Raw genomic sequence first — 25,046 nt, forward strand, 5'->3', positions numbered from 1 at the left:
AGGCATTATGAAAATTGGGTTTGACAAAGGGGATGCGCCATGACAACATCCGTTTGTAAGCTAGTTTCCAATGTATTGATGACAATTTCTTGTATTTGTTCAGGTAATCTTTTTTGCAAGCCATGCACATAGGCCTTGTCATAATAATGCAAGGTAATCGCGGCCACTTGTGTAAAATCGTCTATTTCTAACGCGTCTAACGCATTTTTGTATAAATCTCCGCCTAAGCGTTTTTTGATTTTTCCTACGGCATGTGCGAGCGCCTCTTTGGGATAATGGGCATAAACCTCAACCAAATGGGGCAATCGATATTCCGCCGCAATGTCTAAGAATAAAATCGGCGCGGCACGAAGCTGCGAATACAATCCCAGGGGCATATATACTTGCCCGATGTGCCTACTTTCATCTTCAATCCAAATGGGCTTGCTGTAGTCCATCCCTCGAAGTTGCGCAACCACTTCATTTTCAAAATGTTCGCTCGTAGGCTGTGGGGCTAAACCAAAATGTCCGAAAACGGATCCTCGGTGGTGCGCTACACCCTCCAAGTCAATTACCTGCGCACCTCTTTTCTGCATTTCAAGTAATATATCCGTCTTACCACTGCCTGTTTTGCCACCCAAAACCACAAAGGGTATTTTTCGGTCGAACTCAGCCAACACATAATTACGGTAGGCTTTGTATCCTCCTACTAATATTTTGACTTGCAAACCTGCTGTTTCAAATAACCAGGACATGCTACCGGAACGCATACCGCCTCGCCAGCAATGTACAAGTACCGTGTTGTCCACGGCCAACTTCTTTGCCATTTTCACCCATGCGGCAAGTTTGGGGCCTACGATCTCAAGACCTAATTCAATCGCTTCGTCTTTCCCGATTTGCTTATATGTGGTTCCGACCCGGGCGCGTTCCGCATCATCAAAAATGGGAAAACTTACTGCTCCAGGAATATGTGCCCGTAGGTATTCTCCCGGCGAGCGAACATCCAAGATGGGATAATGGGTCGCAGCATCTAAAAATGCCTCAGGACTTAGTTTTTCAGGCATCTTTTTCGGGTAAATACATGACAAATAATTCGAATGTAAGCGGGTCTAATTCTGCAAGCAAATCTGCGAGTAATGTTGGATAATTCAACAAGAATTCGAGGAAGTTGGTATGCCGCTCTTGCCAATTCCCATCTGGGAAAAGTTTCTGTTTGATCGCTTGAATTTGACCTAGTCCTACCGCTTGGTTACGTTCTTCTGCTTTACGCATCTTCTTGGTCAAGCGCTCAAGCCCTTTTTGCCAGCGCGTTTCTTCTGCCAACACGGAAGCCTCTAGGGTTTCGTCTATCGCCTGTGCTTTTTGGGCAATTTTAGACATTAATGTTGAGAGGCGCTCTTGTTCATTGCCTAGATCTAAAGCATGTTTGGTGTTTTTATCAACAAATTGTTGGCGAAGCACCCGCTCATCTTGGAAAATATCTGGAATGCTTAATTCCAATTTTTCAAGTTTAGCAGCCTCCAAGGGAGGAATCATCACCCCGAAATTACGCGGAAGCAAAATAGGGAATGGGACTTGGTGTAAATCGAAAATTCCTTTTAATTGAAACCAATAGGCCACTTCCGCCGCACCGCCTAAATAGGCTAAATTGGGTAGGATTGTTTCCTGGTAGATGGGTCGTATGGCTACATTCGGGCTAAATCGCTCGGGATGCGCTACGATTTCTGCCTTTAATTCTTCTTCACTAAATCGGATAGCTTGATTGAGTACTTTATATACATCACCTTGTTTCTCGATGCGCTCCCGCACACCATCGAGCATGTAGAAGAAATTGATTTCACGTGCGTAAATTTGTGGACTGTAACCCAAATTTGTTAAAATATCATTACTGGCATTTACACAGGCAAGATGCTTATTTTCTAGCAAATCAGCCTGCATCACCGGGATGAAGCTTCTTTTTAGGCGGGCATCATCGGCATCCAAACAAACTAAGCCTTCCTGCCCAAAAAGGGTATGCATGTACGAACGAACAGCTGCTGAAAGGTTTTTGGCTCCTGCGTAACATTCTTTGAAAACAGGGATGTCACTGGGTAATTCCGCCCAAATGCTACTCAATCCTGCGATATCAAAGCGTCCAACGGGTCCTTTTTGATCCGTATCCCATTGTATTTTCTTGCCAAATAAGTGGAAATGATTGATTTCATCCCAGTCATGGTCCTCTGATGCCATCCAATAGACCGGAACAAAATGATAGGCCGGATAGGCTTTTTTCAGTTGTCTCGCCAAATTAATCGTTGAAACAATCTTAAAAATCACATACAAAGGCCCTGTAAATAAGTTGAGCTGATGGCCCGTGGTGACCGTAAATGTGTTGGGTTCCGCTAAACTTGCAATTTGTGGCGCATCGTCAAATCCTTGATATTGATCTTGTAAAACCTCAACAAGCAAAGTTCTATTAACTGATTTTTTCGAATCGATTTGTGCCTGAAAGGAAGTGATGTTCGGCGCGTTGCCATACAAGGGTTTTAATGCCTGATCACCTGCTAAATAGTTTTTTAGTAGTTTGCCGAAGCCATTTATTTGATCGAGCGGATATGTTTTTGTTTGCATTGGCCTTATATGTTGGACACCATTCAGTAAAAACCCAATAGATTTCCGGAAAGTTCGAACGAAATTAAATATATTTAAGCGAAATTTGTGGTTCTATACCAATCGAATGAGATTTTTAATTCCCCTTTTATTCTTCATGGGCAGTTTTGTAGGCTTTGCGCAGCAAACGCCTCAGTTTACGCAGTTTATGATGAATAAATATGTTTATAATCCTGCCTTTGCGGGTTTTGAAGATTATGTTGACATCAAATCGGGGTTTCGTACGCAATGGACCGGTATAAATACTTCGAATAGAACCGCTTACCTAACCGCAAATTTGGCTTTGGATAAATCGGATCGGACGTCCAATGGCCGTACTCCTTTCATGTCGAAAACGATTCGCCGGAACTTTTCTCCCACCTACATTCGTCAAAAAACTAAGCGGAGTGGTTTTCATCAGGGCATTGGAATTCAAGCTTATTCGGATCAAATAGGTGGATTAACGAGTAATTCCATTGCAGGAACCTATGCCTATCACCTTTCGGTGGGCGGTGAAAATAAGGTTGCTGTGGGTGCCACAGCGGGTTATTATTTCCGAACACTTAACATGTCGGGTTTCAACGTCAAAGATCCCGGTGACCCATTTATTATGTACCAAGATCAAAACTTGCCTTCTTTGACCCCGAGCGGTCAAGTGTCAGGAGGACAATCCTTGGTCAATGTAGGGGCGTTATTTTACAATCGAAATTTTTATATTGGTCTATCTGCTAACCAGTTGATATTTGATAGCTTCAGTTATCTGCGAACAAGCAATGGTTCAGACACACTGACGCGTAAAACATTTTACCCTGACGATGCGGATGCCTACAAGGTCTTTAATCAAGCGCTTTTGTTAGGAACGACCAGCCCCAATATCTTCTTGCAAACGGGAATGGAATTTAAGTCGGGCGAATTTTGGACTTATTCGCCATCCCTTTTAATCAAATACATGAAGGGTGTATCGTGGGGGGCAGAAGCAAATATGCGTGTAACATTCAATGAAGCGATTTGGACGGGGGCAACTTACCGACATAAAGAGGCAATTGGATTCATGTTTGGTATGCACTTGAGTCAGCAGATCAACTTAACCTATTCCTACGAAACGCATATAAATGGGCCTATGCAAGCATCATTGGGTTCACATGAATTAGTGTTAGCCTTGAAGTTCAGAAATAAGGTTTACAGCGTAGATCCTGCCTATTAATTCTTTTTGTAGCGCTGATAAGCACTTTCCGGAACAGGACTTTCGATGTCCTTCAATTCTTGAACCGGTTTTTCCCAGTTGAGGTATCCTCTTCTCCAAGCAAATGCAAGTCCTAAGCTTAGAATCCCAACAAACAAAAACATCTCCCACAAGGCATAGGTGGACCATGCGGGAATCGCTCGTAATGACTTTTGGCTAAAAACTACTGCCCAAGGAAATAGGAAAACTAATTCGACCTCGAATAACACAAATAGTAATGCAACTACATAAAAACGAGGGTTAAAGCGGGTATTGGCATTCCCAATCGGCTCTTCTCCGGATTCGTATGTACTCAGTTTTTCCTCATTGGGACGATTAGGTCGTATGAAACGAGCAATCGTTAGTATCAAACCTAAAAAGGCGATACCTGCTAAAAGGAAAGCTGCAACATATCCAAATTGTTCGATCATTTGCGTAATTTCAAATAACCCTTAATGAGGGTAAATGTCGTAATCCCAAGGAAAAATATAATGATGTATTGCACGTAATTGATAATCCACGGGAAATACTGGCCCATGTAGTAACCACCGGCAACTAAAATGCCTACCCACATAGCGCCTCCTACGATATTCAATAAAATAAAGCTATACCATGTCATGTGGCTTATACCCGCTAATATGGGCGTGAATGTGCGTACGACGGGTAAAAATCGGCTGATGACCAATGCCATAAAACCGTATTTTTCGAAAAATTCACGCGTAGAATCCAGGTGTTTCTTTTTGAAAAATAAGCTATCGGGCCTTCGTTGCAAGGATTTTCCAAAGAATCTCCCAACGAGATATCCGAGCAAAGACCCGAGGACTGCGGCTAGGAATATACTTAGTAAAATGGTGGTTAATGGTTCTTTCAAAACCCCAGTTCCCCCAAAAACGCCAGTAAGAAATAAGAGATAGTCGCCGGGTAAGAAAAAGGCAAAAAACAAGCCGTTTTCAGCGAATACGATGCAGGTGATAACAAAAAGGCCGGAGCGGATGATTGTTTCTGAATCAGTTAATTGATGCCACAAAAGATTTATTTCATCCATAATTTTTTCCCTTCATTGAAGGGTTTGGCCTTATTCTCAAAGTTTAAATAAATTGAGCCCATAAATATCCAATAAATTTCGAATTTTTTCTACATTTGGGAGATGAAAAATGTAATCGCTTTTTTCTTGTTCATGCTTTTCTTCTCTGGGAGCCTTATTCCTAAAGTTGGATTGGAACAATCATTTAAAGCGAATGAGTTGCTCAAGCATTTTCAAGATCACAAAAAAATCGCTGGTGCAACATTCCGCTTTGTTGACTTTCTTTGGTTGCATTATGCGGCTGATTCAAAACATACCAAAACCACTAAGCACCCAAGTTTGCCTCATTTTGATTTCTCTGGCGTTGCCGGATTCGTGCTTCCCGTGTTTCAATTACTCTTATTAATCCCGATAACGTTTTTGATGCTTCGTCGCTTACGAACGTTTTGGGAAAATCAGTACCAATTTTCATTGGAACGTGTATTAATTGCGCCGCCCCGGGCTTAAGAAGATTGTCATTCAATTTTCTTACGTAATTACATACTATGATTAATTCCATTATTTCATTCAGTATCCGCAACAAATTAGTTGTAGGATTATTTGTCTTAGGACTCGTTTTTTGGGGAGGATATTCCCTAAGCAAACTGCCTATTGACGCCCTTCCTGATATTACTTCGAATCAGGTACAAGTCATCACGCAATCTCCAGCGCTTGCCGCTTCCGAGGTAGAGAAATTTATCACCTACCCCTTGGAGATATCGTTGCGAACCATTCCGAATGTCAAAGGAATCCGGTCCGTTTCGAGGATGGGACTTTCCATTATCACGGTCGTTTTTGATGATGCTGTCGCGATGGATGTGGCACGCCAACAAGTTTCTGAGAAACTCAAAGGGGCTGAGCCCTATCTTTTGCGTGGTGCAGGCGTTCCTGAGATGGCACCCATTACCACGGGACTCGGAGAGTTTTTTCAATATACGCTGGAGGTTGATCCCGCATTCAAAGACCAATATTCCCTGGCGGATTTACGCACCTACCAAGATTGGATTGTAAAACGCCAATTATTGGGAATTCCGGGTGTTGTTGAGGTGTCGTCCTTTGGGGGGCATTTAAAAGAATATGAAGTAGCGGTAAATCCTGAGCGGCTTCGTGCAATGCACGTGACAGTGAATCAGATTTTTACGGCACTGGAAAACAATAACTCAAATTCTGGTGGTAGTTACTTAGAAAAGGGAACCGATGTCTATTTCATTCGGACGGAAGGGATGCTCTCGAGTCTATCGGATGTGGAAAACGTTGTCGTTGACCAGCGAGGTCCTTCGGGAACTCCTATCCTTGTAAAGGATGTTGCGACCGTCCAGTTTGGTAAGGCCGTACGTTATGGAGCCATGACGCGGAACGGCGAAGGAGAGGTTGTAGGAGCGGTGATGTTATTGCTCAAGGGGGCAAGTGCGAACGAAGTTGTTCAAGACGTCAAGCTTCGCATGGAGGAAATTCAAAAAACGATGCCGCAAGGGATTAAAATTGTTCCTTTCTTGGATCGAAGTGTATTGATCGGCAAGGCAATCTCCACCGTTGAGAAGAATCTAATCGAAGGGGGCTTAATCGTCGTATTCATTCTTGTGTTGCTTTTGGGGAATCTCCGGGCAGGGCTAATTGTCGCATCCGTGATCCCTTTATGTTTATTATTCGCCTTTGCGATGATGCATATTTTCGGTGTTTCTGCCAACTTGATGAGCTTGGGAGCCATTGATTTTGGATTGATTGTGGACGGCGCCGTCATTATCGTCGAGTCCATTATTCATCGACTCCATGCGCATAAAAAAGGGGAAGTCCTTTCCCAACATGAAATGGATGAAGAGGTAGGAATTTCTGCCAAAGCGATATTTCAGTCGGCAGCATTCGGAGTCATCATCATCTTGATCGTATATTTCCCAATCATGGCACTTGGTGGGATCGAAGGGAAAATGTTCCGTCCCATGGCTCAAACTGTGAGTTTTGCTATCGTGGGCGCCTTGATTCTTTCCTTGACCTATGTTCCGATGGCCTCTGCGTTATTTTTGAGCAAGAAAATAGACCACAAGGTAACCATCGCTGATCGAATCATGAATACGATGTTTAGCCGCTATAAACCGATGGTGGATTGGGCATTTCGTAAGCCTAAGGTTGTGATCATCGCCTCATCCCTATTATTGGTGGGGAGTGTAGGCCTTTTTACCACCTTGGGTGGCGAATTTATTCCAGAATTGAATGAAGGAGATTTTGCAGTGGAGGTTGTACTTCCAACCAATGCCTCGTTGAGCCAAAGTATTCACGTGAACACCGAAGCGCAAAAGCTTTTGATGAAGCAATTTCCGGATGAAATCAAGCAAGTCGTCTCTCGGATTGGTGCTTCGGAGATTCCCACAGATCCCATGGGGATTAATGCTTGTGATTTGTTAATCATTCTGAAAGAACCGAAGGATTGGAAAAAAGCGGACAGCATGGAAGATCTGGAGTCCCAAATGGATGAGGCATTGAACGCATTTCCAGAAGTTAATTTCGAGTTTACCCAACCGATTCAAATGCGATTCAATGAATTAATTGCAGGGGTTAAATCGGATATCGCCATCAAGATTTTTGGGGAAGACTTAGGTTTGTTATTTGAGCATGCGACGGATGCGGCACGTCATATTCGCAAGGTGGAAGGTGTGGGGGATATTAAAGTCCAACAAATCGATGGAATCCCTCAACTGGTTGTGAAATTCAATCGGGCTAAATTGGCTCAATATGGACTAAACGTTCAGGCCATAAACCAATTGGTTAAAACGACATTTGCAGGGGAAACCGCAGGAATCGTCATGGAAGGTGAAAAGCGCTTCGATTTGGTTGTCCGCATGGATTCATTGCACCGACAAGACATTCAGAATTTACGTGAATTGTACATTGAATTACCTAATGGGGGGCAAATTCCATTGCAGGAAGTGGCTGAAGTTGATTTCGAAAATGCGCCGGTGGAAGTTTCGCGGGATGATACACATCGCAGAATTACGATCGGAATCAATGTGCGAAATCGAGATGTCGAAAGTGTCGTAGCGGATATACAAAAAGTGATGAAAGAAAAAGTGGTTTTGCCTGCGGGTTATTATGTAAGCTACGGAGGTACATTTGAAAATTTACAGGCGGCAAAATCTCGGCTTGCGCTGGTTGTACCGATTGCCTTAGTGTTGATTTTTGTTTTACTCTTTTTCACTTTCCAATCCTTCTTGGAGGCGTCCATCATTTACTTGGCAATTCCGTTGTCGGCGATTGGTGGAATTTGGGCCTTGTGGTTGCGTGGAATGCCGTTCTCGGTTTCCGCCGGGATTGGTTTTATTGCCTTGTTTGGTGTCGCGGTATTGAATGGAATTGTGTTACTGTCGTTCTTTAAGCAATTGGCCAATGAGGGACTTTCTGTAGAGGAACGACTACAAAAAGGCTTAGCCTTGCGTTTTAGGCCCGTTATCATGACAGCGGCTGTTGCCTCTTTAGGTTTCTTGCCCATGGCATTAAGCACTTCGCCGGGGGCTGAGGTACAAAGACCTTTGGCAACGGTTGTCATCGGAGGATTGATAACAGCTACCTTCTTGACCTTGGTTGTGATTCCTGTTGTTTATTCGATTTTGATGAGTAGAAAAGAAAGAAAGGCGGGCAAAAATGCCTTACTGATTTTACTTATTTTGGGTCTAGGTTTGACAAGTGTTCAAGCCCAAACTCCTAAATTAAGTTTGAATCAATGTGTTGCTGAGGCGCTTCAAAAGAATAGTTTAATCCGTTCGGGCGGCTTGGAAATACAAACGGCAGACGCTCTTATTGCAACCGGACGTGAATTACCGAAAGGGACGCTCGATTTTCAATATGGGAAAACCCAAACCTACTTTAGTCAGGATTATACCATCATGGCGAATCAAAGTATTCCTTGGCCGACCTTGTTGAAAGCCCAAGTGAAAGCCTTGAGTTCTCAGAAAATGCTCGCTGAAAAACGCTTAGCCATGACCAAAAGTCTTGTGGCAGCGAGTGTTAAGTGGTACTATTATCAATTGTTGGTCCAACAAAAACAGGCCACTTTTTTAAAGCAGCAAGATAGTTTATACGTCCAAATGCGGCGCGCAGCTAGCTTGAAATACAAGGAAGGGGAGACCGGGAAACTTGAATTTGTTGCTGCGGAGGCGCGTTTGCGTGAATTTCAGCAAAAGCAAGCGGCATTGAGTTTGGACATCAAGGCCACGTATGCGCAGCTTTCGTATTGGACGAATCATCCCACGCCTTTTGAAATTCAAGGCGATGAGGCAATCACGATGAATCTTCAAAAGGGCAAGGATATCGCCTCGATGCCTGCCATTCAATTGTTTGATGAACAAATCCAACATGGTAAATTATTGACCGATGTGGAACGACAAAAGCTATTGCCCGACATTCGGGTAGGTGCCGTGACGCAGAGTATTGAAAACAATACAGGCCAAAATTTTATCCAAGCAGGGATTTCCATTCCGATCTTTGCCAAAGCACAAAAGGCGCGGATTAAAGCTGCCGAAAGCAATGAATTGTTCTTAGCGAGTCAAAAAGAACAAGGGATTGCACAGCTCAGTGCCGAATTGTCAAGTCAATTTGCGCTATTAGAAAAGCATTTGAACGGGATTAATTATTACCAACAAACCGGATTGGCACAGGCAGCCTGGTTGGAATTAACAGCCTTGAAGAGTTATCAGCAAGGAGAAATTGAATATGTGGAGATGTTGCAGAATACGCAACAGGCTTGGCAAATTCGCGAACAATATTTACAAGAGGTATTGGCTTATAATCAGTCAATCGTACAAATTGAAACCATTTTAGGAAATGAATAAGTTAATCATATTATCGATAGCCATTTTATTGGCTAGCTGTGGAAAAGAAACCAGGACAGAAACGGCTGTTATTCAATCAGAAATCAAACTGACGGCAGAACAAAAGAAAAACGCAGGAATTGAATTCGGGAATTTGGAGGAGAAATCGATGGCAGAAAGTGTTTTCTGTACGGGATTAGTTGATGTTCCGCCTATTTCCATGGCTTCTGTTTCGATGCCCATCGCTGGATACATCAAATCGACGATGGAAATATTGCCTGGAAAACAGGTTTCAAAAGGGCAGGTGTTAGCAACGATTACGAGCATGGAGTTTATTCAAATGCAGCAAGAATATTTGCAAGCCCAAAGTCAAATGAGTTTGTTGACGAATGAGCGTTCACGCCAACAAGTATTACAACAAGAGGAAGTGGGTTCAAAGAAGAAGTTTCAACAAGCGGAGGCGGAGTTAGGTAATCTACAAGCGGTTTCGCGCGCTTTAGCCATGAAATTGGAAATTTTAGGTTGTAATATGAAGTCCTTAGCGGAGGGGAACATGAGTGCTACCTTGTCGTTGAAATCACCGATTGATGGTTTTATTCAGGATCAATCGTTGGCGATTGGGAAATACATCACCCCAACGGACGTGCTTGTTAAAGTAGTAGGTGTCGCGCACAAGCATGTTGAACTGAAAGTTTTCGAGCGGGATTTAGCCAAATTAAAGATAGGTCAAACGATACATTTTGAGGGAGATGGCAACAAGTCTCAAGGAAAGGTGTTTTTAGTGGGGCAACAGGTGGATATGGAAACGCGGTTAACCCCTATTCATGGTCATTTTAGTATTGAAGCGGATGAGAAAAAATTTACCGTAGGGCAATTCATTAATGCAAGTATCCAAGTGGGTGAGCAAAAAGTGTTAAGTATTCCACAAGCAGGTTTAGCGCGCGTAGGGAAGGGTGGTTATATCTACGTGGAGAAAGCGGATGGTTCTATGGCACAAATTCCGGTGGAGGTTCGCAGTGCCGACATGGAGTGGGTGGGGATTCGACCAACCAAAGAGATGCCCGCTGGAAAAGTTGTTATCCGTGGTGCTTCGGCTTTGGAGGCTATTTTTGCAAAGGACTAAGGCAACAGGCCCGACCAGGTTTGAAATGCTTTCCAGCTTTCCGGTAATTTGACTTCTTGGTCAAATAGCCCAAAAATCGTCGAGCCGGAACCGCTCATGGCTGCATATTGTGCACCCATAGCATAAAGTTCATTTTTAATTTCCGCTAATTGCGGGTAAGCAGGGAAGAGGCTATTTTCAAAATCATTGGAAATGGTCTCTTTCCATGTTTCTAGGGGTTTTGCAAATTGCTTTTCCCAGTTTTTACGTGCTTTTTTCGGCTTTACTCCCGCATAGGCTTCTTGTGTTGATATACCAAAATTAGGATATACCATGACCAAGAATTTGCCTGTTAACGAAAGGTCCAATGGAGTTAACACGTCACCTTTTTCTGTTCCTATTTGTGCTTGGTTGAAAAGGAAAAATGCACAATCGCTTCCTAGCTTTTGGGCGAAAGGAATCAAATCTTCATTTGTCAAGGGTAATTTGAACATGTCGCGCAATCCCATGAGCGTGTATGCCGCATCAGATGACCCACCTCCTAAGCCTGCTCCCATAGGGATGACTTTATGAAGATGGATATGAACCGGGGCTATATTGAAAGCCTCCTTTAACAACATAAATGCGCGGTAACATAAATTAGTTTCCAAGGCGCCTGAAATCGCGAGTCCTGAAGTGCTAAATTCGAAAGTATCATGCGGGGTAATTTCTAAGATATCCGACCAGGGAACGGGATAGAAACACGTAGATAGATTGTGAAATCCATCCGATCTTTTTTCGGTAATGTAAAGACCCAAGTTTATTTTGGCGTTTGGAAATAAGATCATGTTTAGTCTTCTAAGGTGTTACTGATTCCAAGGATTTTTAGCAGCAGGTTGATGAAGAAAAGGAAAAAAGCCAATTGGAAAAATACGGGTGCGGCTGATTTATGTTCCACTTCCCGAATGAATAATTTTCGGGATTTCTCCATGACATCAATTTCTTTAAAGATAGCCTGAAGGGTTTGCTTGTCGGTGGCACGATAGAATCGACCATTCGAATGTTCTGCAATCATGCGCAAGGTGCTCTCGTCAACGGGGTCAAGGCTGGCCTTTGGACTGCCAACGGCAATGGTATATACGTTTATTTTGAAAGTCTTAGCTAATTCGGCAGAGGTTAATGGATCTAAATTTCCAGCGGTATTATTCCCATCACTGATGAGGATGATAATTTTTTTAGGATTTGCTTCTTCGCGAATCTGGTTGATGCACATGCCTAATGCATCACCTAAAGCAGTACCCTCCTCAGTGACTTGTTGCTGAGATAAAGAACGAAGTGAAAATGACAAAAAGCTACTATCTGAGGTAATTGGGCTGGCCAGATAGGGTGCTCCGGCAAAGGCCACAAGGGCTATTTGATCAAATTTTCGGCCCGCGATAAAGGCTTGTGCTGTTTGTTTTGCGATGGCTAAACGGGATGGCCGGACATCTTTGCTCAACATAGATGATGACACATCAAGCCCCAAGGCAATATCGACACCTTCTTGCTGTACCCGGGTGTGGAATGCCGATTTATAGGGATCTGCCAATGCGACGATGAGTGAAATCATGCAAAGACTTAGAACGGTATCTGGCAAAAATGTTAATATACGCGTTAACTTATGTTGTTTAAATGGAGTTTTGAAGGATAATACAACACGTGATTGATTCTTTCTTTTCACAAGAAGACGAATCAGAATAATGATAATGGGTAAGGGAATAAGGTATAGAAACAGCGAATTTTCCCAGGAATAAGAAAAAATGGATTTTACTTGATGCCAAGAATAGAAGATGTTGAATTTCATGATCGCTTGACTTCTTGATTAATTTTCGCTCGTTCTTGTAAATAAACAGTTTCGGCAATTTCGAGTAATACTTTAATAGCTTCAAGCGTCCGTGTGGAAAAGTTTCCCCCATAGATGGCGGAATCCACCTCTTGTAATGTTTTTTCCAGGCGTTTATCAGGTAAATTGTCCACCATTTCTGTGGTGGTGAACGTGGCAAACGGGATGTTGGTAAGGCGTTCTAGATAGTTTTTCCATAAAGCTGCTGCGTTCTCTAGGTTTTGTAAGCCCTTAGGTGAATTTGAAATATTACGCATCAGCCGTTGATACGCGCGTTTGAATTCTAAATTTTTACGCCAAAGCAGGTAAAGCCTTAGCCCTTGGCGAATCCGATTACCTAACAACCAATACACCAGCCCAAGTACGATAAGCACGCTGACAGCTCCTAAAGTCAAATTTCTTAAATCAGGTTTTGGCTTCAATGGACTGACGGGAATGGATTGAATCAATGAATCGATTTTTACATCCTTTGCATGGGGCATCAATCGTTTCAGGTAAACGGTGTCTTGGGTAGGAGAAACGACAGTGCAATCTAATTCGGTTTGAATCGCAACGGGGATTCGTAACGTTTGAAAATCCTGAATCGAAAACTGCCTGAATGTGTAGACTGCCGAATCTATGCTTACATTATTCCCATCTGTTTTCGTAGGGAAATAATCTTTTTTGATTGGTTTAAATACGCCGTATGCTTGATTGATGCTAGGGAAAAAGATTTCTTGTTGGGGAGTATGTGATACGCGCAACACATAATGAATGTCCTGCCCAATTTTGGCTGAATCCTCCAAAAAACGTCCGAATACACGAATTTCTTGTTCCTGTCGCATCATTTTCGAACATTAAAAAGTTTCACCAGGGCCGGAACAAAGTCTTCCCCTGCCGGGATACTTACATAGTCGGCCTGCCATTGCTTGCACTGGTTTTTTAATGCTGCGTATTCCTTAGCATTATCAAGCAATTGCTCGCGGAATGAGCTTGCAGAGGTATTCACCCAAGTAGTTTGTCGGCGCTCCGGATCATAAACAGGGATAATGCCCATTTTAGGCAATGCAGATTCCATGTTGTCTTGCAGATGAACCACAACTAAATCGTGTTTCTGCGCTAATGCCCGCAATAAATCTTGGTAATGATCATCAATAAAGTCTGATAGGACAAATACGAGACTTTTGCGTTTTAAGGCTTGTAGCGTAAATTTTAGTCCTGCTTTTAAATCGGTCCCTGAACCCTCAGGGTCTAATCTGAAAATTTCGGAAATCGTTTTGTATCCATGTTTTTTGCCTGCCCCGGGTGCAATGAATTTTTCGTTTTGATCTGAATATGCACAAAACCCGATGTGGCCTGCTTCTTGCATGGCGGAGAATGCGAGTACTCCAGCAACTTCTTTTAAGGTTGTTAGCTTGCTCTTATTTCGTTTGCCGACTAGCTGGGAGGCGCTGACGTCCAATAAAAAGAATACAGTTTGTTCTTTTTCTTCTTTAAAAAGCTTGACGAAGGTTCCGTGTCCTTTCGCGGTCGTGTTCCAGTCGATGTGGCGAACGTCATCTCCATAATGGTATTGCCTAAGGTCACTAAATTCCAATCCTGACCCCTTGAAAATAGAGGAAAAGTTGCCGTGCATTTGGGTGTTTATCGCCTTACGAATGCGAATTTCCAATTGCACAATATGAGAAAGGAATGATCGAATATCCACTTCTTTTTGCTGAAATTTAGCCTTAGAATCTTGCTAAATTACCGATTTTTTGAGCACTTTGGATGAAAAGCGAGAAAAGCTTTCTAATTTGTATCAAATTTGGTTTATGCGATTTTATATCATTATTCTCTTATTGGCCTGTTGGGCATGCTCGGATTCGAAGCCTTCGAATCGACTTCCAGAGAACCAAATGGCCGAAATTTTGGCGGATATTCATTTGGATGAGGGGAAAATTAGCGCATTGAATATTGTCAGTGCAGATACCTCTGTTATTCTCTATAACCAGCTGGAGCGTGCCACCCTGAAGCGGCACGGTGTTGATTCTACAAGCTTTGCAAAAAGCTTTGCTTCTTATGTTCAAGAGCCTCAGGATTTTATTGATTTATATAAACGCGTTAATGCGGCTTTAGCAAAAAAACAGCTGTTGAAGAAATAAGATGAAAAGTTTACTCTGTTTATTTTTACTTAGTACATCCATTATGGCCCAAACACCCTTTATTCAAGGTCACCGCGGTTGTCGGGGCTTATATCCCGAGAATTCATTACCTGCTTTCGAACATGCCTTGGAATTGGGTGTTCGCGTATTGGAAATGGATGTCGTATTATCGGCGGATGGTCAAGTGGTGGTGAGCCATGAACCTTACATGAATGCGCGTTATGCCAGTCATCCTGCTGGGGAGGCTGTCGTTAGATCCGAAGAGTCGTCGTTGAACCTATACCAAATGTCTTATGCGGAAATCAAACGTTTTGACGTGGGGAAGCGCGGGAATAGCTTGTTTCTGGAACAGAAAGCGGTACCTACTTATAAGCCTTTGCTAGCCGAAGTTCTTGCGCTAGGCGAAGCTTTTCGTAAGCGAACGGGTGAGGCGGTATATTATAACATTGAGATTAAGTCGGAGCCAGCGGAATATGGCAAGTCTCAGCCTGCTGATGTCGCCGAGTTTTCGAAGGCGGTTTATGCCGTGATCGATAAGCAGGTGGAATGGCCTTTTGTTATATTGCAGAGTTTTGATTTTGCGGTTTTGAAGTACTGGCATCAGGTCTGGGGATGCGTCATTTTGTCGGCCTTAGTCGAAAAAGAATCGCCCGTTTACGTGCTGGAAACATTAGGATTTACGCCGGCTATTTTTAGTTCGAGTTATCAATATTTGACAGCTGAAATGGTTCAATTTTGTCATTCGAATGGGATGCGGGTGATTCCATGGACGATTAATACCACAGCCCAAATGAAGCAATTTATCGCTTTGGGGGTTGATGGCATCATCACAGATTATCCAAATCGCGCGCCCAAGATTCATTAATTATGTCCTTGTTCAATGAGACTTTATTGTGGTTTATGAAGCGGCGCATGCCGCGGATAGAGGCCATTTATGAGCGACCATTGGATTTGCAATACGAGGGACTGACTCGATTAATTACGGATGCACGGGACACAGAGTGGGGTAAAAAATATGGCTATGCGGATTTTAGCTCCTATGCTACCTATCGTGAGCGTGTTCCCATTTCGACCTATGAGGAGTTGTTTCCTTACATCGAACGGATGATGCAAGGGGAACAACAGGTGCTATGGCCTTCGCCGATTAATTGGTTTTCCAAATCGTCGGGAACAACGAATGCTCGTAGCAAGTTTATTCCGGTTTCTAAGGAGTCGCTTGAAGAATGCCACATGATGGGTGGCAAGGACATGATTACGTTGTTGATTCAAAATAAGCCTGAAACGAAGGTATTTGAGGGGAAAGGCTTGTCGATTGGCGGAAGTTTAACATCTCATTCGATGAATTCGAGTATGTTGATGGGCGATGTTTCTGCCGTGGTGATGAAGAATTTGCCTATTTGGGCGCAAATGATCCGGACGCCATCCTTGGATGTAGCGTTGATGGGTGACTGGGATCAGAAGATTGAGAAGATGGCTTTGGAGACGTCCCAGGAAAATGTGACAAGTATATTGGGCGTTCCTACGTGGACCTTGGTGTTGATTGAAAAAATATTGGAATTGACGGGTAAGCAATCCATTCTAGAGGTTTGGCCGAATTTTGAATTTTTGGTACATGGAGCGGTGGCCTTTGGCCCCTATCGGGAATTGTTTCAAACGCATATATTTCCGTCTTCGGAGGTTCGTTTTTTAGAAATATATAATGCTTCAGAGGGATTTTTCGGGATACAAGATGATTTGAATCGCCCGGACGAGATGCTGTTGATGTTGGATTACGGTATTTTTTATGAGTTCATTCCGATGGGCGAAAAGGGGGAGGAGCATGATTCGATTGTGCCACTGGAACAGGTTGAGTTATGCGTGAATTATGCGGTGGTGATTTCAACTAATTCGGGCCTATGGAGGTATAAGATTGGGGATACGGTTCGATTTACTTCCTTGAGTCCTTATCGCGTGAAAATTTCGGGCAGGACAAAACATTTTATTAATGCGTTTGGCGAGGAGTTGATTATCGAAAATGCGGAACAAGCTGTCGCGGCTGCTTGTCGGGCGACGGATGCTGAAATCAAGGATTATACGGCGGCACCGGCCTATATGGATGGAGGTAAACGAGGAAGTCACGAATGGGTGATTGAATTTTCGCGTGCGCCAAAAGATTTACGTACCTTTGCAACTGTGTTGGACGAAACCCTTCGTTCGAATAATTCGGATTATGATGCGAAGCGTTCGTATGATTTGGTTTTGGGTCCCCCAAAGATACATGAAGCGCCAGCGGATACATTTTATGGCTGGATGCGGAGTCGAGGGAAATTAGGGGGACAGCATAAAGTACCGCGATTGAGTAATCATCGCGAATTTTTGGAAGGAGTTTTGGCTCATATAAATCAATAACATGGCTTTAAAAGAAACAATTGAGGCAGGCATCAAAGATGCTATGCGTGCAAAAGATGCGGATCGTTTACGTGCTTTACGTGCGATCAAATCGATGATATTATTGGAAGAGACTTCGGGCTCAAATGCAGATGGACTTTCGGCAGATGCGGAAATGAAGATATTGATGAAGGCTGCCAAGCAACGAAAAGATTCGTTGGATGTGTATGTGACGCAAAACCGTCCGGATTTAGCAGAAAAGGAGCAGGCGGAGTTGTTGATTATCGAGGAGTTTTTGCCAAAGCAATTGTCTGAGGAGGAATTAACGACACGTATTGCTGAAATCATTGCAGCCGTGGGTGCCACAAGTCCTGCCGATATGGGTAAGGTGATGGGTGCTGCTTCGAAGCAATTAGCGGGTTTGGCAGATGGAAAGGCGATTTCGGTTAAGGTAGGTGAATTATTGAAAAAATAGATGGAATTGACGAAACGGGCGATACGGAATTTGAGTTTGGAAGCGTTGAAGCAGGAAATGGTTCAACATGGGGAGCCTGCGTTTCGTGCCAAACAGGTTTATGAGTGGATTTGGAAGAAGTCGGTGCGTTCGTTTGAAGCCATGGCGAACATTCCAAAAACCACGCGTGAATGGTTGGAAACGGAGTTTGATTTACAATGTGTGACCACTGCGGAGATGCAGGTAAGTACGGATCGGACGATTAAGTCCAGCTTCGCCTTGCATGATGCGCATTTGATTGAGGGAGTTTTAATCCCGACGCGTGAGCGCATGACGGCTTGCGTTTCATCGCAGGTAGGATGTTCGTTGACCTGTAGTTTTTGTGCGACAGGTTACATGGATCGCAAACGGAATTTGGAGGCCTTTGAGATTTACGATCAGGTCGTGTTGATTCGTGATCAGGCACAGGAGAAATACGGGATACCTTTGACCAATATCGTTTATATGGGGATGGGGGAACCTTTGTTGAATTATGCCAATGTATTGCAGTCGATTGAAATGATTACTTCTCCGGAAGGATTGGGAATGGCATCTCGTCGGATCACGGTTTCAACGGCCGGCATTGCCAAGATGATCAAGAAGTTGGGCGATGATCAGGTGAAATTTAATTTGGCTTTGTCCTTGCATGCGGCAAATGATGAGAAGCGTAATCGCATCATGCCGATTAATGAGTCGAATACCTTGGAGGCGCTTTCGGAAGCGTTGCGGTATTTTTACGAGAAGACGGAGAATGATATTACGTTAGAGTATATCATGTTTAATAAGTTCAATGATTCGGTGGAGGATGCGAAGGAATTATATGAATTCGCGCGTCAATTGCCTTGTAAGATTAATATCATTGAATACAATCCGATCAAGCAGGCCGATTTTGTGAATGCGGAGGCGGATGCTTTGGCGAAGTTTACGGCGTTTTTGGAGAGTAAGAAGATGATCGTGAATGTTCGTCGTTCAAGAGGCAAGGATATCGATGCGGCCTGCGGACAGTTGGCCGGCAAAAAATAAGCCATGAATGAGCTTTTTCCCATATTTTTAAAGTTGGACCGCTTGAACACGCTTGTCGTGGGGGGCGGGAACGTAGCCTTGGAAAAGGCGTCGGCATTGTTGCGTAATTCACCTGGAGCAAGTTTGACTTTGGTGGCGCCGATGTTCCGTGAGGATACGCTTGTTTATTTAAAGGATTTTCCGCAGGTTATTTTGTGTGAGCGGGGTTTTGAATTTTCGGATTTAGAAGGAAGGGATTTAGTAATCTGCGCTACGGATAATCGGGAATTGCATGTGGGCATTAAGGAGGTATGTGCGGAACGTCATTTATTGTGTAACGTAGCGGATACGCCTGACTTATGTGATTTTTATTTGGGATCGATTGTTCAGAAGGGCGATTTGAAGATTGCGATATCGACGAATGGGAAGTCGCCCACCTTGGCGAAGCGAATTCGGGCATTTTTGGAAGATGTGATTCCGGAGGAGATACAAGAGGGTCTGGAGGGGATGGAAGCCGTTCGCAAAACTTTGAAAGGAGACTTTCAGGCGAAGATTAAGGCGTTGAATGAGCTGACGAAGGATTTAGTTTTTCGAAAGTAGCTTTTTCGCTCTCTTAACCTTTGGCAATCCTCCTCAGGTTTGCCAAAGGTAGTGGGAGGATTCGACAATTCGATTGATCTCGCGTAGATTATCAATTCTCTGATAATCTGCATTTATTCTTTTATTTAATAGTGAACTGTGTCTAGATTAGCGAAAATCTAATCACTATACATATGTCACATCTAGCTCATTATTTGACTCGATTTCAGTCGGGGAACTACTATCACATTTACAATCGGGGTGTTGATCGAAAACTGATTTATAGGACTCGGTCAAATCATTTATATTTTATGCGCCTTTGGCAGCGCTATATGGAGGGCTATTTGGATGTTATATCTTATAGCCTAAATGCCAATCATTTTCATTTTCTGGTTCGTGTGCGGCATTTTGAAGCGTCTCAATTGGGTGATAAGACCGAACATGAACTCGTTGCGAATCGTTTAAAGATGTTGTTTCGGACGTATGCGCTTGCCTTCAATCGAAATCATGGGCGAACTGGATCTTTATTTGATGGCCCTTATAAACGGGTTTTGGTAGAGGACAGTCGGAATTTGTCTTATTTAGTTCAATACATCCATGTCAATCCGGAGAAGAATAATCTAGTATTGGATTTTAGGACTTGGGATTGGAGTTCCTATAAGTTTATATTATCGCCCAGGAAATCTATTGTTGATCGCAAGTTTGTCTTGGAGTGGTTTGGTGGGATCAAGGAATTTGTTTTGTTTCATTCAATAGATAATCAAGAAGTTGATATTTCTCCTATGTTGTCGGATGACGAATAACAATTTTATTTTTGCCCAACTACCTTTGGCAAACCTGAGGAGGATTGCCAAAGGTTAAGGAGGGTGGGGGAACAAAAAAAAGGCTGCAAAAGCAGCCTTTTCAAAATAGTATCATTGGAGACTATAAGTATTGATTCGCGTTTGTTGCGTTCAAATCTTCGAAAGCTGTTTTTAAACGAGCTACCAATGTTTCTTCGCCTTTACGTAACCAAACACGTGGGTCATAATACTTCTTGTTTGGAGAATCGTCGCCTGTAGGGTTTCCGATTTGACCTTGCAAGTAAGCCTCGTTTGCTTTGTAGAATCCTAAGATACCTTCCCAGAATGCCCATTGTGTATCTGTATCGATGTTCATTTTGATGGCACCGTAAGATAAAGCTTCGCGAATTTCCTCACGAGAAGAACCTGAGCCACCGTGGAATACGAAGTTGATAGGTTTTTCTGCCGTAAGGCTATATTTTTCTTTGATGAATTCTTGAGAGTTTTTCAAGATAACAGGTTGTAATTTTACGTTACCTGGCTTGTAAACACCGTGTACGTTTCCGAAGGCAGCAGCAATCGTGAAACGATGTGAGATTTTGCTCAATACTTCATAAGCATAAGCAACTTCTTCGGGTTGCGTATATAATTTAGATGAGTCAACGTCTGAGTTATCAACACCGTCTTCTTCACCACCTGTAACACCTAATTCGATTTCAAGTGTCATGCCCATTTTAGACATGCGCTCAAGGTACTTAGCACAGATTTCTAAGTTTTCTTCCAAAGGCTCTTCCGACAAATCAATCATGTGAGAAGAGAATAATGGTTGGCCAGTTTCCGCGAAGAATTTTTCACCTGCGTCTAATAGACCGTCGATCCAAGGTAAAAGTTTTTTAGCACAGTGGTCCGTGTGTAATACAACTTGAACGCCATAGGCTTTTGCCATTTGGTGAACGTGGTAAGCACCTGAGATTGAACCCGCGATTGCTGCAGCTTGATTTTCATTTGAAAGGGTTTTTCCTGCGTAGAAAATACCGCCACCATTTGAAAATTGAATGATTACTGGAGAGTTAACAGCTTTAGCAGCTTCTAAAACAGCATTTACTGTATCTGTACCGGTAACGTTTACTGCTGGAAGAGCAAATTGATTTGCTTTAGCGATTTCAAATAGCTCTTGAACCGCGTCTCCATGCAATACACCTTTTTGAGTGGATAAACTTGACATAATGATTTTTTTTCTTGGGAAATAAATATAAAGTACCTGATTTTCAGCAAGTAACAGCCAAAAATACTAAAATAAGTTCAATTTCAAGGCATAAAAATGAGAAAAATACAATTTTAGTCGCTAGTCACTAGTCGCTAGTCACTAGTCGCTAGTCGTCCGTCGTCAGATGCCAGTGATCAGTAGTCAGTCCGGAGTCCGAAGGGAGATAGTCTGTCGTCAGATGCCAGTGATCAGTAGTCAGTCCGGAGTCCGAAGGGAGATAGTCTGTCGTCAGTTGCTAGTGATCAGTAGTTAGTCCGGAGTCCGAAGGGAGATAGTCTGTCGTCAGTTGCTAGTGATCAGTAGTTAGTCCGAAGTCCGAAGGGAGATAGTCCGTCGTCAGATGCCAGTGATCAGTAGTCAGTCCGGAGTCCGAAGGGAGATAGTCTGTCGTCAGTTGCTAGTGATCAGTAGTTAGTCCGGAGTCGGATGGGAGATAGTCTGTCGTCAGTTGCCAGTGATCAGTAGTTAGTCCGAAGTCCGAAGGGAGATAGTCCGTCGTCAGTTGCCAGTGATCAGTAGTTAGTCCGGAGTCGGAAGGGAGATAGTCCGTCAGTTGCTAGTGATCAGTAGTTAGTCCGGAGTCCGAAGGGAGATAGTCCGTCGTCAGTTGCCAGCGATCAGTAGTTAGTCCGGAGTCCGAAGGGAGATAGTCCGTCGTCAGTTGCCAGTGATCAGTAGTTAGTCCGGAGTCAGAAGTGAGATAGTTCTGAATCAGTAGTCCTAAGCCCGTGGTTAGTCAGAAGGAAATTGTACGGGGTCTTTTGCGACGAAACTTATATATAATGTTTAATAGTTGTCAGCTCTTTTGGGTACCGAACTCCCTCCAGACTTCGGACTATTTCCCTTCGGACTGCCGACTAGTGACTAGCGACTTTCACCTAATTCCCTGATTTTCAAAATATTTTTACTCAACCTCTTGCACGTATTATTTTTTTCTGTACCTTTGCACTCCCGTTCGACAAACGCAGTTTTCAATTCCGAAAGAGGTTGGCAGAACTTCTCGAATTTATTTTAAACACAAAAATGCGGGTCGAAACAGGGTTTAAATTGAGGTAAGCTCGATTTTTGTGTCAGAACTGGTATTGGTTAGTACAAGTTGAATGCCCAACGTATTAATTGAATATTAAGCTACACAGAGTGATTTTCACTGTTATCCACAGTGACTCCACTTTGTCGCCTTGTACCAATTCTGCTTTTTATTTAATGTGGTTCCTATATCGTTGCGAAACGATTTTGAATAAAAGTCTTACAACAAGCCTCGATCGCCTTGTAAGCATATTTTTTAATAAATATAAAATACTATGTCTGGAATTATTGGTAAAAAAATCGGAATGACCAGCCTATACATGGAAGACGGAAGATCTGTCGCATGTACGCTGATTGAAGCCGGACCTTGCGTGGTAACGCAGGTAAAAACCGTTGAGAAAGAAGGCTATAATGCCGTTCAAATCGGTTATGGTGAGAAGAAGGATAAGCACACAACAAAATCTTTGTTGGGTCACTTCAAAAAAGCTAACACCACTCCTAAGAAAAAACTTGTTGAGTTTCGCACGTTTGAGCAGCCTTTATCATTAGGGGATGTTTTAACGGTTGAGATGTTAGAGGTAGAATCGTTTGTTGACGTTGTAGGTACTTCTAAAGGTAAGGGTTTCCAAGGTGTTGTAAAGCGTCACGGATTTGCCGGAGTAGGTGGACAAACACACGGTCAACATAACCGTGGTCGTCACCCAGGTTCGATCGGTGCGTGTTCATTCCCATCTCGTGTATTCAAAGGTTTGCGTATGGCAGGTCGTACAGGTGGTAATCGTGTAAAGGTTCAAAACTTACAGGTTTTGAAAGTTTATCCAGAGAAAAACCTTTTGGTTGTATCGGGATCGGTACCAGGAGCAAAGAACTCATACGTAATCATTGAAAATTAAAATTCGGGCATAGCCTATAGACATTCTGAAGTATGGAATTATCAGTATATAACATCGCAGGAAAAGATACCGGAAAGAAAGTAACCCTTTCTGACGAGGTCTTTGGAATTGTTCCAAACGAGCATGTGGTTTACTTAGATGTGAAGCAATATTTAGCTAACCAACGTCAAGGAACTCACAAAGCGAAGGAACGTGCAGAAGTTTCGCGTTCGACGCGTAAGATTAAGAAACAAAAGGGTACAGGTGGCGCACGTGCGGGTTCTATGAAATCGCCGTTGATGAAAGGTGGGGGTCGTATTTTCGGTCCACGTCCACGTGATTACCATTTCAAATTGAATAAGAAAGTTAAATCTTTGGCTCGCCAGTCGGCATTAGCAGCTAAAGCACAATCTGGCGATATCGCTGTTTTGGATACTGTATCATTTGATGCACCAAAAACAAAGGCATATTTAGCTATGTTGAAAGCTCTTTCTTTGGATACGACAAAATCGTTGTTGATCACGAATGAAGTAGACAAGAACGTTGTATTGTCGGGCCGTAACGTACCGAGAACAAAGGTATCGAATGCGTCAGATATAAATACATATGATTTGGTTAATGCATCGAAATTGTTAATTACAGTGGATGCGATCCAAAAAATTGAGTCAACATTTAGTAAATAATTTACGGGACTTCGGTTCTGTGTAAACGAAATAAACAATGGGCATTATTAAACGTCCGGCCTTGACTGAAAAGTCGCAAGCCATGCAAGAAAAAGGCAAATACGTGTTTGTAGTTGAATTGACAGCAAACAAGATTGAAATTGCCAAGGAGGTTAAAAAAATGTACGGAGTTGATGTACAAGATGTACAAACAATGCGTCAAATTGGAAAAGTTAAGTCCAAGAGCACACGTACAAAGGTTACTTCAGGGCGCACGTCAACTTACAAGAAGGCGATCGTTACAGTAGCAGCGGGAGAGGTAATTGACTTCTACCAAGGAATTTAATAAAAATAATTAAGGGGGTTCATCCCGATAAATTGAACTAATTAAATGGCAGCAATTAAAAAAATTAAACCAACAACTCCAGGACAGCGTCATCGCATTGCGCCGACGTTCGAGGAGATTACTACGGACAAACCGTATAAGCCCCTTTTGGAGCCTATCAAGCGTACCGGTGGTCGTAATGCTGATGGTCGTCGCTCGATGCGTTACATCGGTGGTGGTCACAAGCGTCGTTACCGTGTGATTGATTTCGCTCGTCAAAAGTTTGATGTACCTGCAACTGTATTAACAGTTGAGTACGATCCAAACCGTACGTCACGTATCGCTTTGATCGAATATACAGATGGTGTAAAGACATATATCTTAGCTCCAGCTGGTATTCAAGTAGGTCAAACGGTTATTTCAGGTGATTCAGTAGCTCCGGAAGTAGGTAATACATTGCCTTTGGCAAATATCCCTTTGGGTACATTAGTTCACGCGATTGAGTTGCAACCAGGTAGAGGAGCTGAAATGGTTCGTTCTGCAGGTACATATGCTCAGTTATTAGCGCGTGATGGAAAATATGCTACGTTGAAGTTACCTTCAGGTGAGATGCGTATGGTATTGGCTCGTTGTCTTGCGACAATCGGAACGGTATCAAACTCGGATCACATGAACGTGAACTTAGGAAAAGCAGGTCGTCATCGTTGGTTGGGTCGTCGTCCACGTGTTCGTGGTGTTGTTATGAACCCAGTTGATCACCCAATGGGTGGTGGTGAGGGTCGTTCTTCAGGAGGTCACCCACGTTCACGTACTGGTTTATTGGCTAAGGGTAAGAAAACTCGTAATCCAAAGAAAAACACTAATCGTCTTATCATCAGTAGAAGAAAAAAATAG

24 protein-coding genes are annotated in these 25,046 nt (G+C 43.1%); 15 read left to right on the top strand and 9 right to left on the bottom strand.

Features of this window, described 5'->3' with window-relative positions:
* Positions 1–5 precede the first annotated feature (5 nt).
* On the bottom strand, positions 6–1,043 hold the full coding sequence (gene mnmH, locus PQG45_RS06755) for a tRNA 2-selenouridine(34) synthase MnmH (RefSeq protein WP_316070538.1): 1,038 nt from the start codon (positions 1,041–1,043) through the stop codon (positions 6–8).
* Positions 1,036–2,589: a bacillithiol biosynthesis cysteine-adding enzyme BshC gene (bshC, locus tag PQG45_RS06760; RefSeq protein WP_316070539.1), complete on the bottom strand. Its 1,554-nt coding sequence runs from the start codon at positions 2,587–2,589 to the stop codon at positions 1,036–1,038. Before bshC ends, mnmH begins: the two co-directional genes overlap by 8 nt.
* Positions 2,590–2,695: 106 nt before the next feature.
* Between bshC and PQG45_RS06765 the strand changes: the two genes are divergently transcribed.
* Positions 2,696–3,811: a PorP/SprF family type IX secretion system membrane protein gene (locus PQG45_RS06765; RefSeq protein ID WP_316070540.1), complete on the top strand. Its 1,116-nt coding sequence runs from the start codon at positions 2,696–2,698 to the stop codon at positions 3,809–3,811.
* On the opposite strand, the gene PQG45_RS06770 is transcribed toward PQG45_RS06765, so the two are convergent.
* On the bottom strand, positions 3,808–4,260 hold the full coding sequence (locus PQG45_RS06770; protein WP_315574787.1) for an NADH-quinone oxidoreductase subunit A: 453 nt from the start codon (positions 4,258–4,260) through the stop codon (positions 3,808–3,810). The two genes, PQG45_RS06765 and PQG45_RS06770, sit on opposite strands and share 4 nt — an antisense overlap.
* A complete protein-coding gene (locus PQG45_RS06775) occupies positions 4,257–4,874 on the bottom strand; it encodes a DedA family protein (RefSeq protein WP_315574789.1) in 618 nt (205 codons plus the stop codon). Before PQG45_RS06775 ends, PQG45_RS06770 begins: the two co-directional genes overlap by 4 nt.
* A gap of 102 nt (positions 4,875–4,976) precedes the next feature.
* Here PQG45_RS06775 and PQG45_RS06780 point away from each other — a divergent pair, with 102 nt between their 5' ends.
* Genes PQG45_RS06780 through PQG45_RS06790 form a run of 3 tightly spaced genes read left to right on the top strand, consistent with a single transcriptional unit; the run spans position 4,977 to position 10,814 of the window.
* The gene (locus PQG45_RS06780; RefSeq protein WP_316070541.1) at positions 4,977–5,360 is read left to right on the top strand and encodes a hypothetical protein; all 384 of its coding nucleotides are present in this window, start codon (positions 4,977–4,979) and stop codon (positions 5,358–5,360) included.
* A gap of 38 nt (positions 5,361–5,398) precedes the next feature.
* A complete protein-coding gene (locus PQG45_RS06785; protein WP_316070542.1) occupies positions 5,399–9,712 on the top strand; it encodes a CusA/CzcA family heavy metal efflux RND transporter in 4,314 nt (1,437 codons plus the stop codon).
* Positions 9,705–10,814: an efflux RND transporter periplasmic adaptor subunit gene (locus PQG45_RS06790; protein WP_316070543.1), complete on the top strand. Its 1,110-nt coding sequence runs from the start codon at positions 9,705–9,707 to the stop codon at positions 10,812–10,814. The genes PQG45_RS06785 and PQG45_RS06790 overlap by 8 nt, the downstream gene beginning before the upstream one ends.
* On the opposite strand, the gene ispE is transcribed toward PQG45_RS06790, so the two are convergent.
* From ispE to PQG45_RS06810, 4 genes are read right to left on the bottom strand one after another with little or no spacing between them, the layout of a single operon-like run.
* Positions 10,811–11,620, bottom strand: a complete 810-nt coding sequence (gene ispE / locus PQG45_RS06795; RefSeq protein WP_316070544.1) for a 4-(cytidine 5'-diphospho)-2-C-methyl-D-erythritol kinase — start codon at positions 11,618–11,620, stop codon at positions 10,811–10,813. The two genes, PQG45_RS06790 and ispE, sit on opposite strands and share 4 nt — an antisense overlap.
* A 2-nt stretch (positions 11,621–11,622) precedes the next feature.
* Positions 11,623–12,615, bottom strand: a complete 993-nt coding sequence (locus PQG45_RS06800; RefSeq protein ID WP_316070545.1) for a VWA domain-containing protein — start codon at positions 12,613–12,615, stop codon at positions 11,623–11,625.
* Positions 12,612–13,481 carry a hypothetical protein gene (locus tag PQG45_RS06805; RefSeq protein ID WP_316070546.1) on the bottom strand — a complete coding sequence of 290 codons (870 nt, stop codon included), beginning with the start codon at positions 13,479–13,481 and terminating at the stop codon, positions 12,612–12,614. The genes PQG45_RS06800 and PQG45_RS06805 overlap by 4 nt, the downstream gene beginning before the upstream one ends.
* Positions 13,478–14,341: a DUF58 domain-containing protein gene (locus tag PQG45_RS06810; RefSeq protein WP_315574802.1), complete on the bottom strand. Its 864-nt coding sequence runs from the start codon at positions 14,339–14,341 to the stop codon at positions 13,478–13,480. The genes PQG45_RS06805 and PQG45_RS06810 overlap by 4 nt, the downstream gene beginning before the upstream one ends.
* A 106-nt stretch (positions 14,342–14,447) precedes the next feature.
* Here PQG45_RS06810 and PQG45_RS06815 point away from each other — a divergent pair, with 106 nt between their 5' ends.
* The 7 genes from PQG45_RS06815 (at position 14,448) to PQG45_RS06845 (ending at position 20,021) form a co-directional block, all read left to right on the top strand.
* Positions 14,448–14,777: a DUF4296 domain-containing protein gene (locus tag PQG45_RS06815; protein WP_315574804.1), complete on the top strand. Its 330-nt coding sequence runs from the start codon at positions 14,448–14,450 to the stop codon at positions 14,775–14,777.
* A 1-nt stretch (position 14,778) separates the two neighbouring features.
* A complete protein-coding gene (locus tag PQG45_RS06820) occupies positions 14,779–15,642 on the top strand; it encodes a glycerophosphodiester phosphodiesterase family protein (RefSeq protein WP_316070547.1) in 864 nt (287 codons plus the stop codon).
* A gap of 2 nt (positions 15,643–15,644) precedes the next feature.
* Complete coding sequence (locus PQG45_RS06825) at positions 15,645–17,165, top strand: GH3 auxin-responsive promoter family protein (RefSeq protein ID WP_316070548.1); 1,521 nt, start codon at positions 15,645–15,647, stop codon at positions 17,163–17,165.
* Position 17,166: 1 nt separating this feature from the next.
* The gene (locus PQG45_RS06830) at positions 17,167–17,619 is read left to right on the top strand and encodes a GatB/YqeY domain-containing protein (RefSeq protein ID WP_316070549.1); all 453 of its coding nucleotides are present in this window, start codon (positions 17,167–17,169) and stop codon (positions 17,617–17,619) included.
* Positions 17,620–18,660 carry a 23S rRNA (adenine(2503)-C(2))-methyltransferase RlmN gene (gene rlmN, locus PQG45_RS06835; protein WP_316070550.1) on the top strand — a complete coding sequence of 347 codons (1,041 nt, stop codon included), beginning with the start codon at positions 17,620–17,622 and terminating at the stop codon, positions 18,658–18,660.
* A gap of 3 nt (positions 18,661–18,663) precedes the next feature.
* Entirely contained in the window at positions 18,664–19,239 is a 576-nt protein-coding gene (locus PQG45_RS06840; protein ID WP_316070551.1) for a precorrin-2 dehydrogenase/sirohydrochlorin ferrochelatase family protein, read from the top strand.
* A 173-nt stretch (positions 19,240–19,412) separates the two neighbouring features.
* The gene (locus PQG45_RS06845) at positions 19,413–20,021 is read left to right on the top strand and encodes a hypothetical protein (RefSeq protein ID WP_316070552.1); all 609 of its coding nucleotides are present in this window, start codon (positions 19,413–19,415) and stop codon (positions 20,019–20,021) included.
* A gap of 121 nt (positions 20,022–20,142) precedes the next feature.
* Here the strand turns inward: PQG45_RS06845 and fbaA are convergent, their stop codons facing one another.
* Positions 20,143–21,225: a class II fructose-bisphosphate aldolase gene (fbaA, locus tag PQG45_RS06850; RefSeq protein WP_315574824.1), complete on the bottom strand. Its 1,083-nt coding sequence runs from the start codon at positions 21,223–21,225 to the stop codon at positions 20,143–20,145.
* Positions 21,226–22,568: 1,343 nt separating this feature from the next.
* Here fbaA and rplC point away from each other — a divergent pair.
* From rplC to rplB, 4 genes are read left to right on the top strand one after another with little or no spacing between them, the layout of a single operon-like run.
* Positions 22,569–23,186 (top strand): 50S ribosomal protein L3, encoded by a 618-nt coding sequence (gene rplC, locus PQG45_RS06855; protein WP_315574826.1) that lies wholly within the window; start codon positions 22,569–22,571, stop codon positions 23,184–23,186.
* A 32-nt stretch (positions 23,187–23,218) separates the two neighbouring features.
* Entirely contained in the window at positions 23,219–23,848 is a 630-nt protein-coding gene (rplD, locus tag PQG45_RS06860) for a 50S ribosomal protein L4 (RefSeq protein WP_316070553.1), read from the top strand.
* 37 nt (positions 23,849–23,885) lie between these two features.
* Positions 23,886–24,173 (top strand): 50S ribosomal protein L23, encoded by a 288-nt coding sequence (rplW, locus tag PQG45_RS06865; RefSeq protein ID WP_315574829.1) that lies wholly within the window; start codon positions 23,886–23,888, stop codon positions 24,171–24,173.
* Positions 24,174–24,218: 45 nt separating this feature from the next.
* The gene (gene rplB / locus PQG45_RS06870) at positions 24,219–25,046 is read left to right on the top strand and encodes a 50S ribosomal protein L2 (RefSeq protein ID WP_315574831.1); all 828 of its coding nucleotides are present in this window, start codon (positions 24,219–24,221) and stop codon (positions 25,044–25,046) included.

The sequence above is a fragment of the Aquirufa regiilacus genome (assembly GCF_032470275.1).
Lineage (GTDB): Bacteria > Bacteroidota > Bacteroidia > Cytophagales > Spirosomataceae > Aquirufa > Aquirufa regiilacus.

Excerpts from the sequence above, each read along its gene's own strand:
- rplC (WP_315574826.1), top strand. The coding sequence starts at position 22,569 with ATGTCTGGAATTATTGGTAAAAAAATCGGAATGACCAGCCTATACATG.
- PQG45_RS06825 (WP_316070548.1), top strand. The coding sequence starts at position 15,645 with ATGTCCTTGTTCAATGAGACTTTATTGTGGTTTATGAAGCGGCGCATG.
- bshC (WP_316070539.1), bottom strand. The coding sequence starts at position 2,589 with ATGCAAACAAAAACATATCCGCTCGATCAAATAAATGGCTTCGGCAAA.
- ispE (WP_316070544.1), bottom strand. The coding sequence starts at position 11,620 with ATGATCTTATTTCCAAACGCCAAAATAAACTTGGGTCTTTACATTACC.
- PQG45_RS06775 (WP_315574789.1), bottom strand. The coding sequence starts at position 4,874 with ATGGATGAAATAAATCTTTTGTGGCATCAATTAACTGATTCAGAAACA.
- PQG45_RS06790 (WP_316070543.1), top strand. The coding sequence starts at position 9,705 with ATGAATAAGTTAATCATATTATCGATAGCCATTTTATTGGCTAGCTGT.
- PQG45_RS06780 (WP_316070541.1), top strand. The coding sequence starts at position 4,977 with ATGAAAAATGTAATCGCTTTTTTCTTGTTCATGCTTTTCTTCTCTGGG.
- rlmN (WP_316070550.1), top strand. The coding sequence starts at position 17,620 with ATGGAATTGACGAAACGGGCGATACGGAATTTGAGTTTGGAAGCGTTG.
- mnmH (WP_316070538.1), bottom strand. The coding sequence starts at position 1,043 with ATGCCTGAAAAACTAAGTCCTGAGGCATTTTTAGATGCTGCGACCCAT.
- rplB (WP_315574831.1), top strand. The coding sequence starts at position 24,219 with ATGGCAGCAATTAAAAAAATTAAACCAACAACTCCAGGACAGCGTCAT.
- PQG45_RS06765 (WP_316070540.1), top strand. The coding sequence starts at position 2,696 with ATGAGATTTTTAATTCCCCTTTTATTCTTCATGGGCAGTTTTGTAGGC.
- PQG45_RS06805 (WP_316070546.1), bottom strand. The coding sequence starts at position 13,481 with ATGATGCGACAGGAACAAGAAATTCGTGTATTCGGACGTTTTTTGGAG.
- rplD (WP_316070553.1), top strand. The coding sequence starts at position 23,219 with ATGGAATTATCAGTATATAACATCGCAGGAAAAGATACCGGAAAGAAA.
- fbaA (WP_315574824.1), bottom strand. The coding sequence starts at position 21,225 with ATGTCAAGTTTATCCACTCAAAAAGGTGTATTGCATGGAGACGCGGTT.
- PQG45_RS06770 (WP_315574787.1), bottom strand. The coding sequence starts at position 4,260 with ATGATCGAACAATTTGGATATGTTGCAGCTTTCCTTTTAGCAGGTATC.
- PQG45_RS06800 (WP_316070545.1), bottom strand. The coding sequence starts at position 12,615 with ATGAAATTCAACATCTTCTATTCTTGGCATCAAGTAAAATCCATTTTT.
- PQG45_RS06820 (WP_316070547.1), top strand. The coding sequence starts at position 14,779 with ATGAAAAGTTTACTCTGTTTATTTTTACTTAGTACATCCATTATGGCC.
- PQG45_RS06785 (WP_316070542.1), top strand. The coding sequence starts at position 5,399 with ATGATTAATTCCATTATTTCATTCAGTATCCGCAACAAATTAGTTGTA.
- PQG45_RS06845 (WP_316070552.1), top strand. The coding sequence starts at position 19,413 with ATGTCACATCTAGCTCATTATTTGACTCGATTTCAGTCGGGGAACTAC.
- PQG45_RS06830 (WP_316070549.1), top strand. The coding sequence starts at position 17,167 with ATGGCTTTAAAAGAAACAATTGAGGCAGGCATCAAAGATGCTATGCGT.
- PQG45_RS06815 (WP_315574804.1), top strand. The coding sequence starts at position 14,448 with ATGCGATTTTATATCATTATTCTCTTATTGGCCTGTTGGGCATGCTCG.
- PQG45_RS06840 (WP_316070551.1), top strand. The coding sequence starts at position 18,664 with ATGAATGAGCTTTTTCCCATATTTTTAAAGTTGGACCGCTTGAACACG.
- rplW (WP_315574829.1), top strand. The coding sequence starts at position 23,886 with ATGGGCATTATTAAACGTCCGGCCTTGACTGAAAAGTCGCAAGCCATG.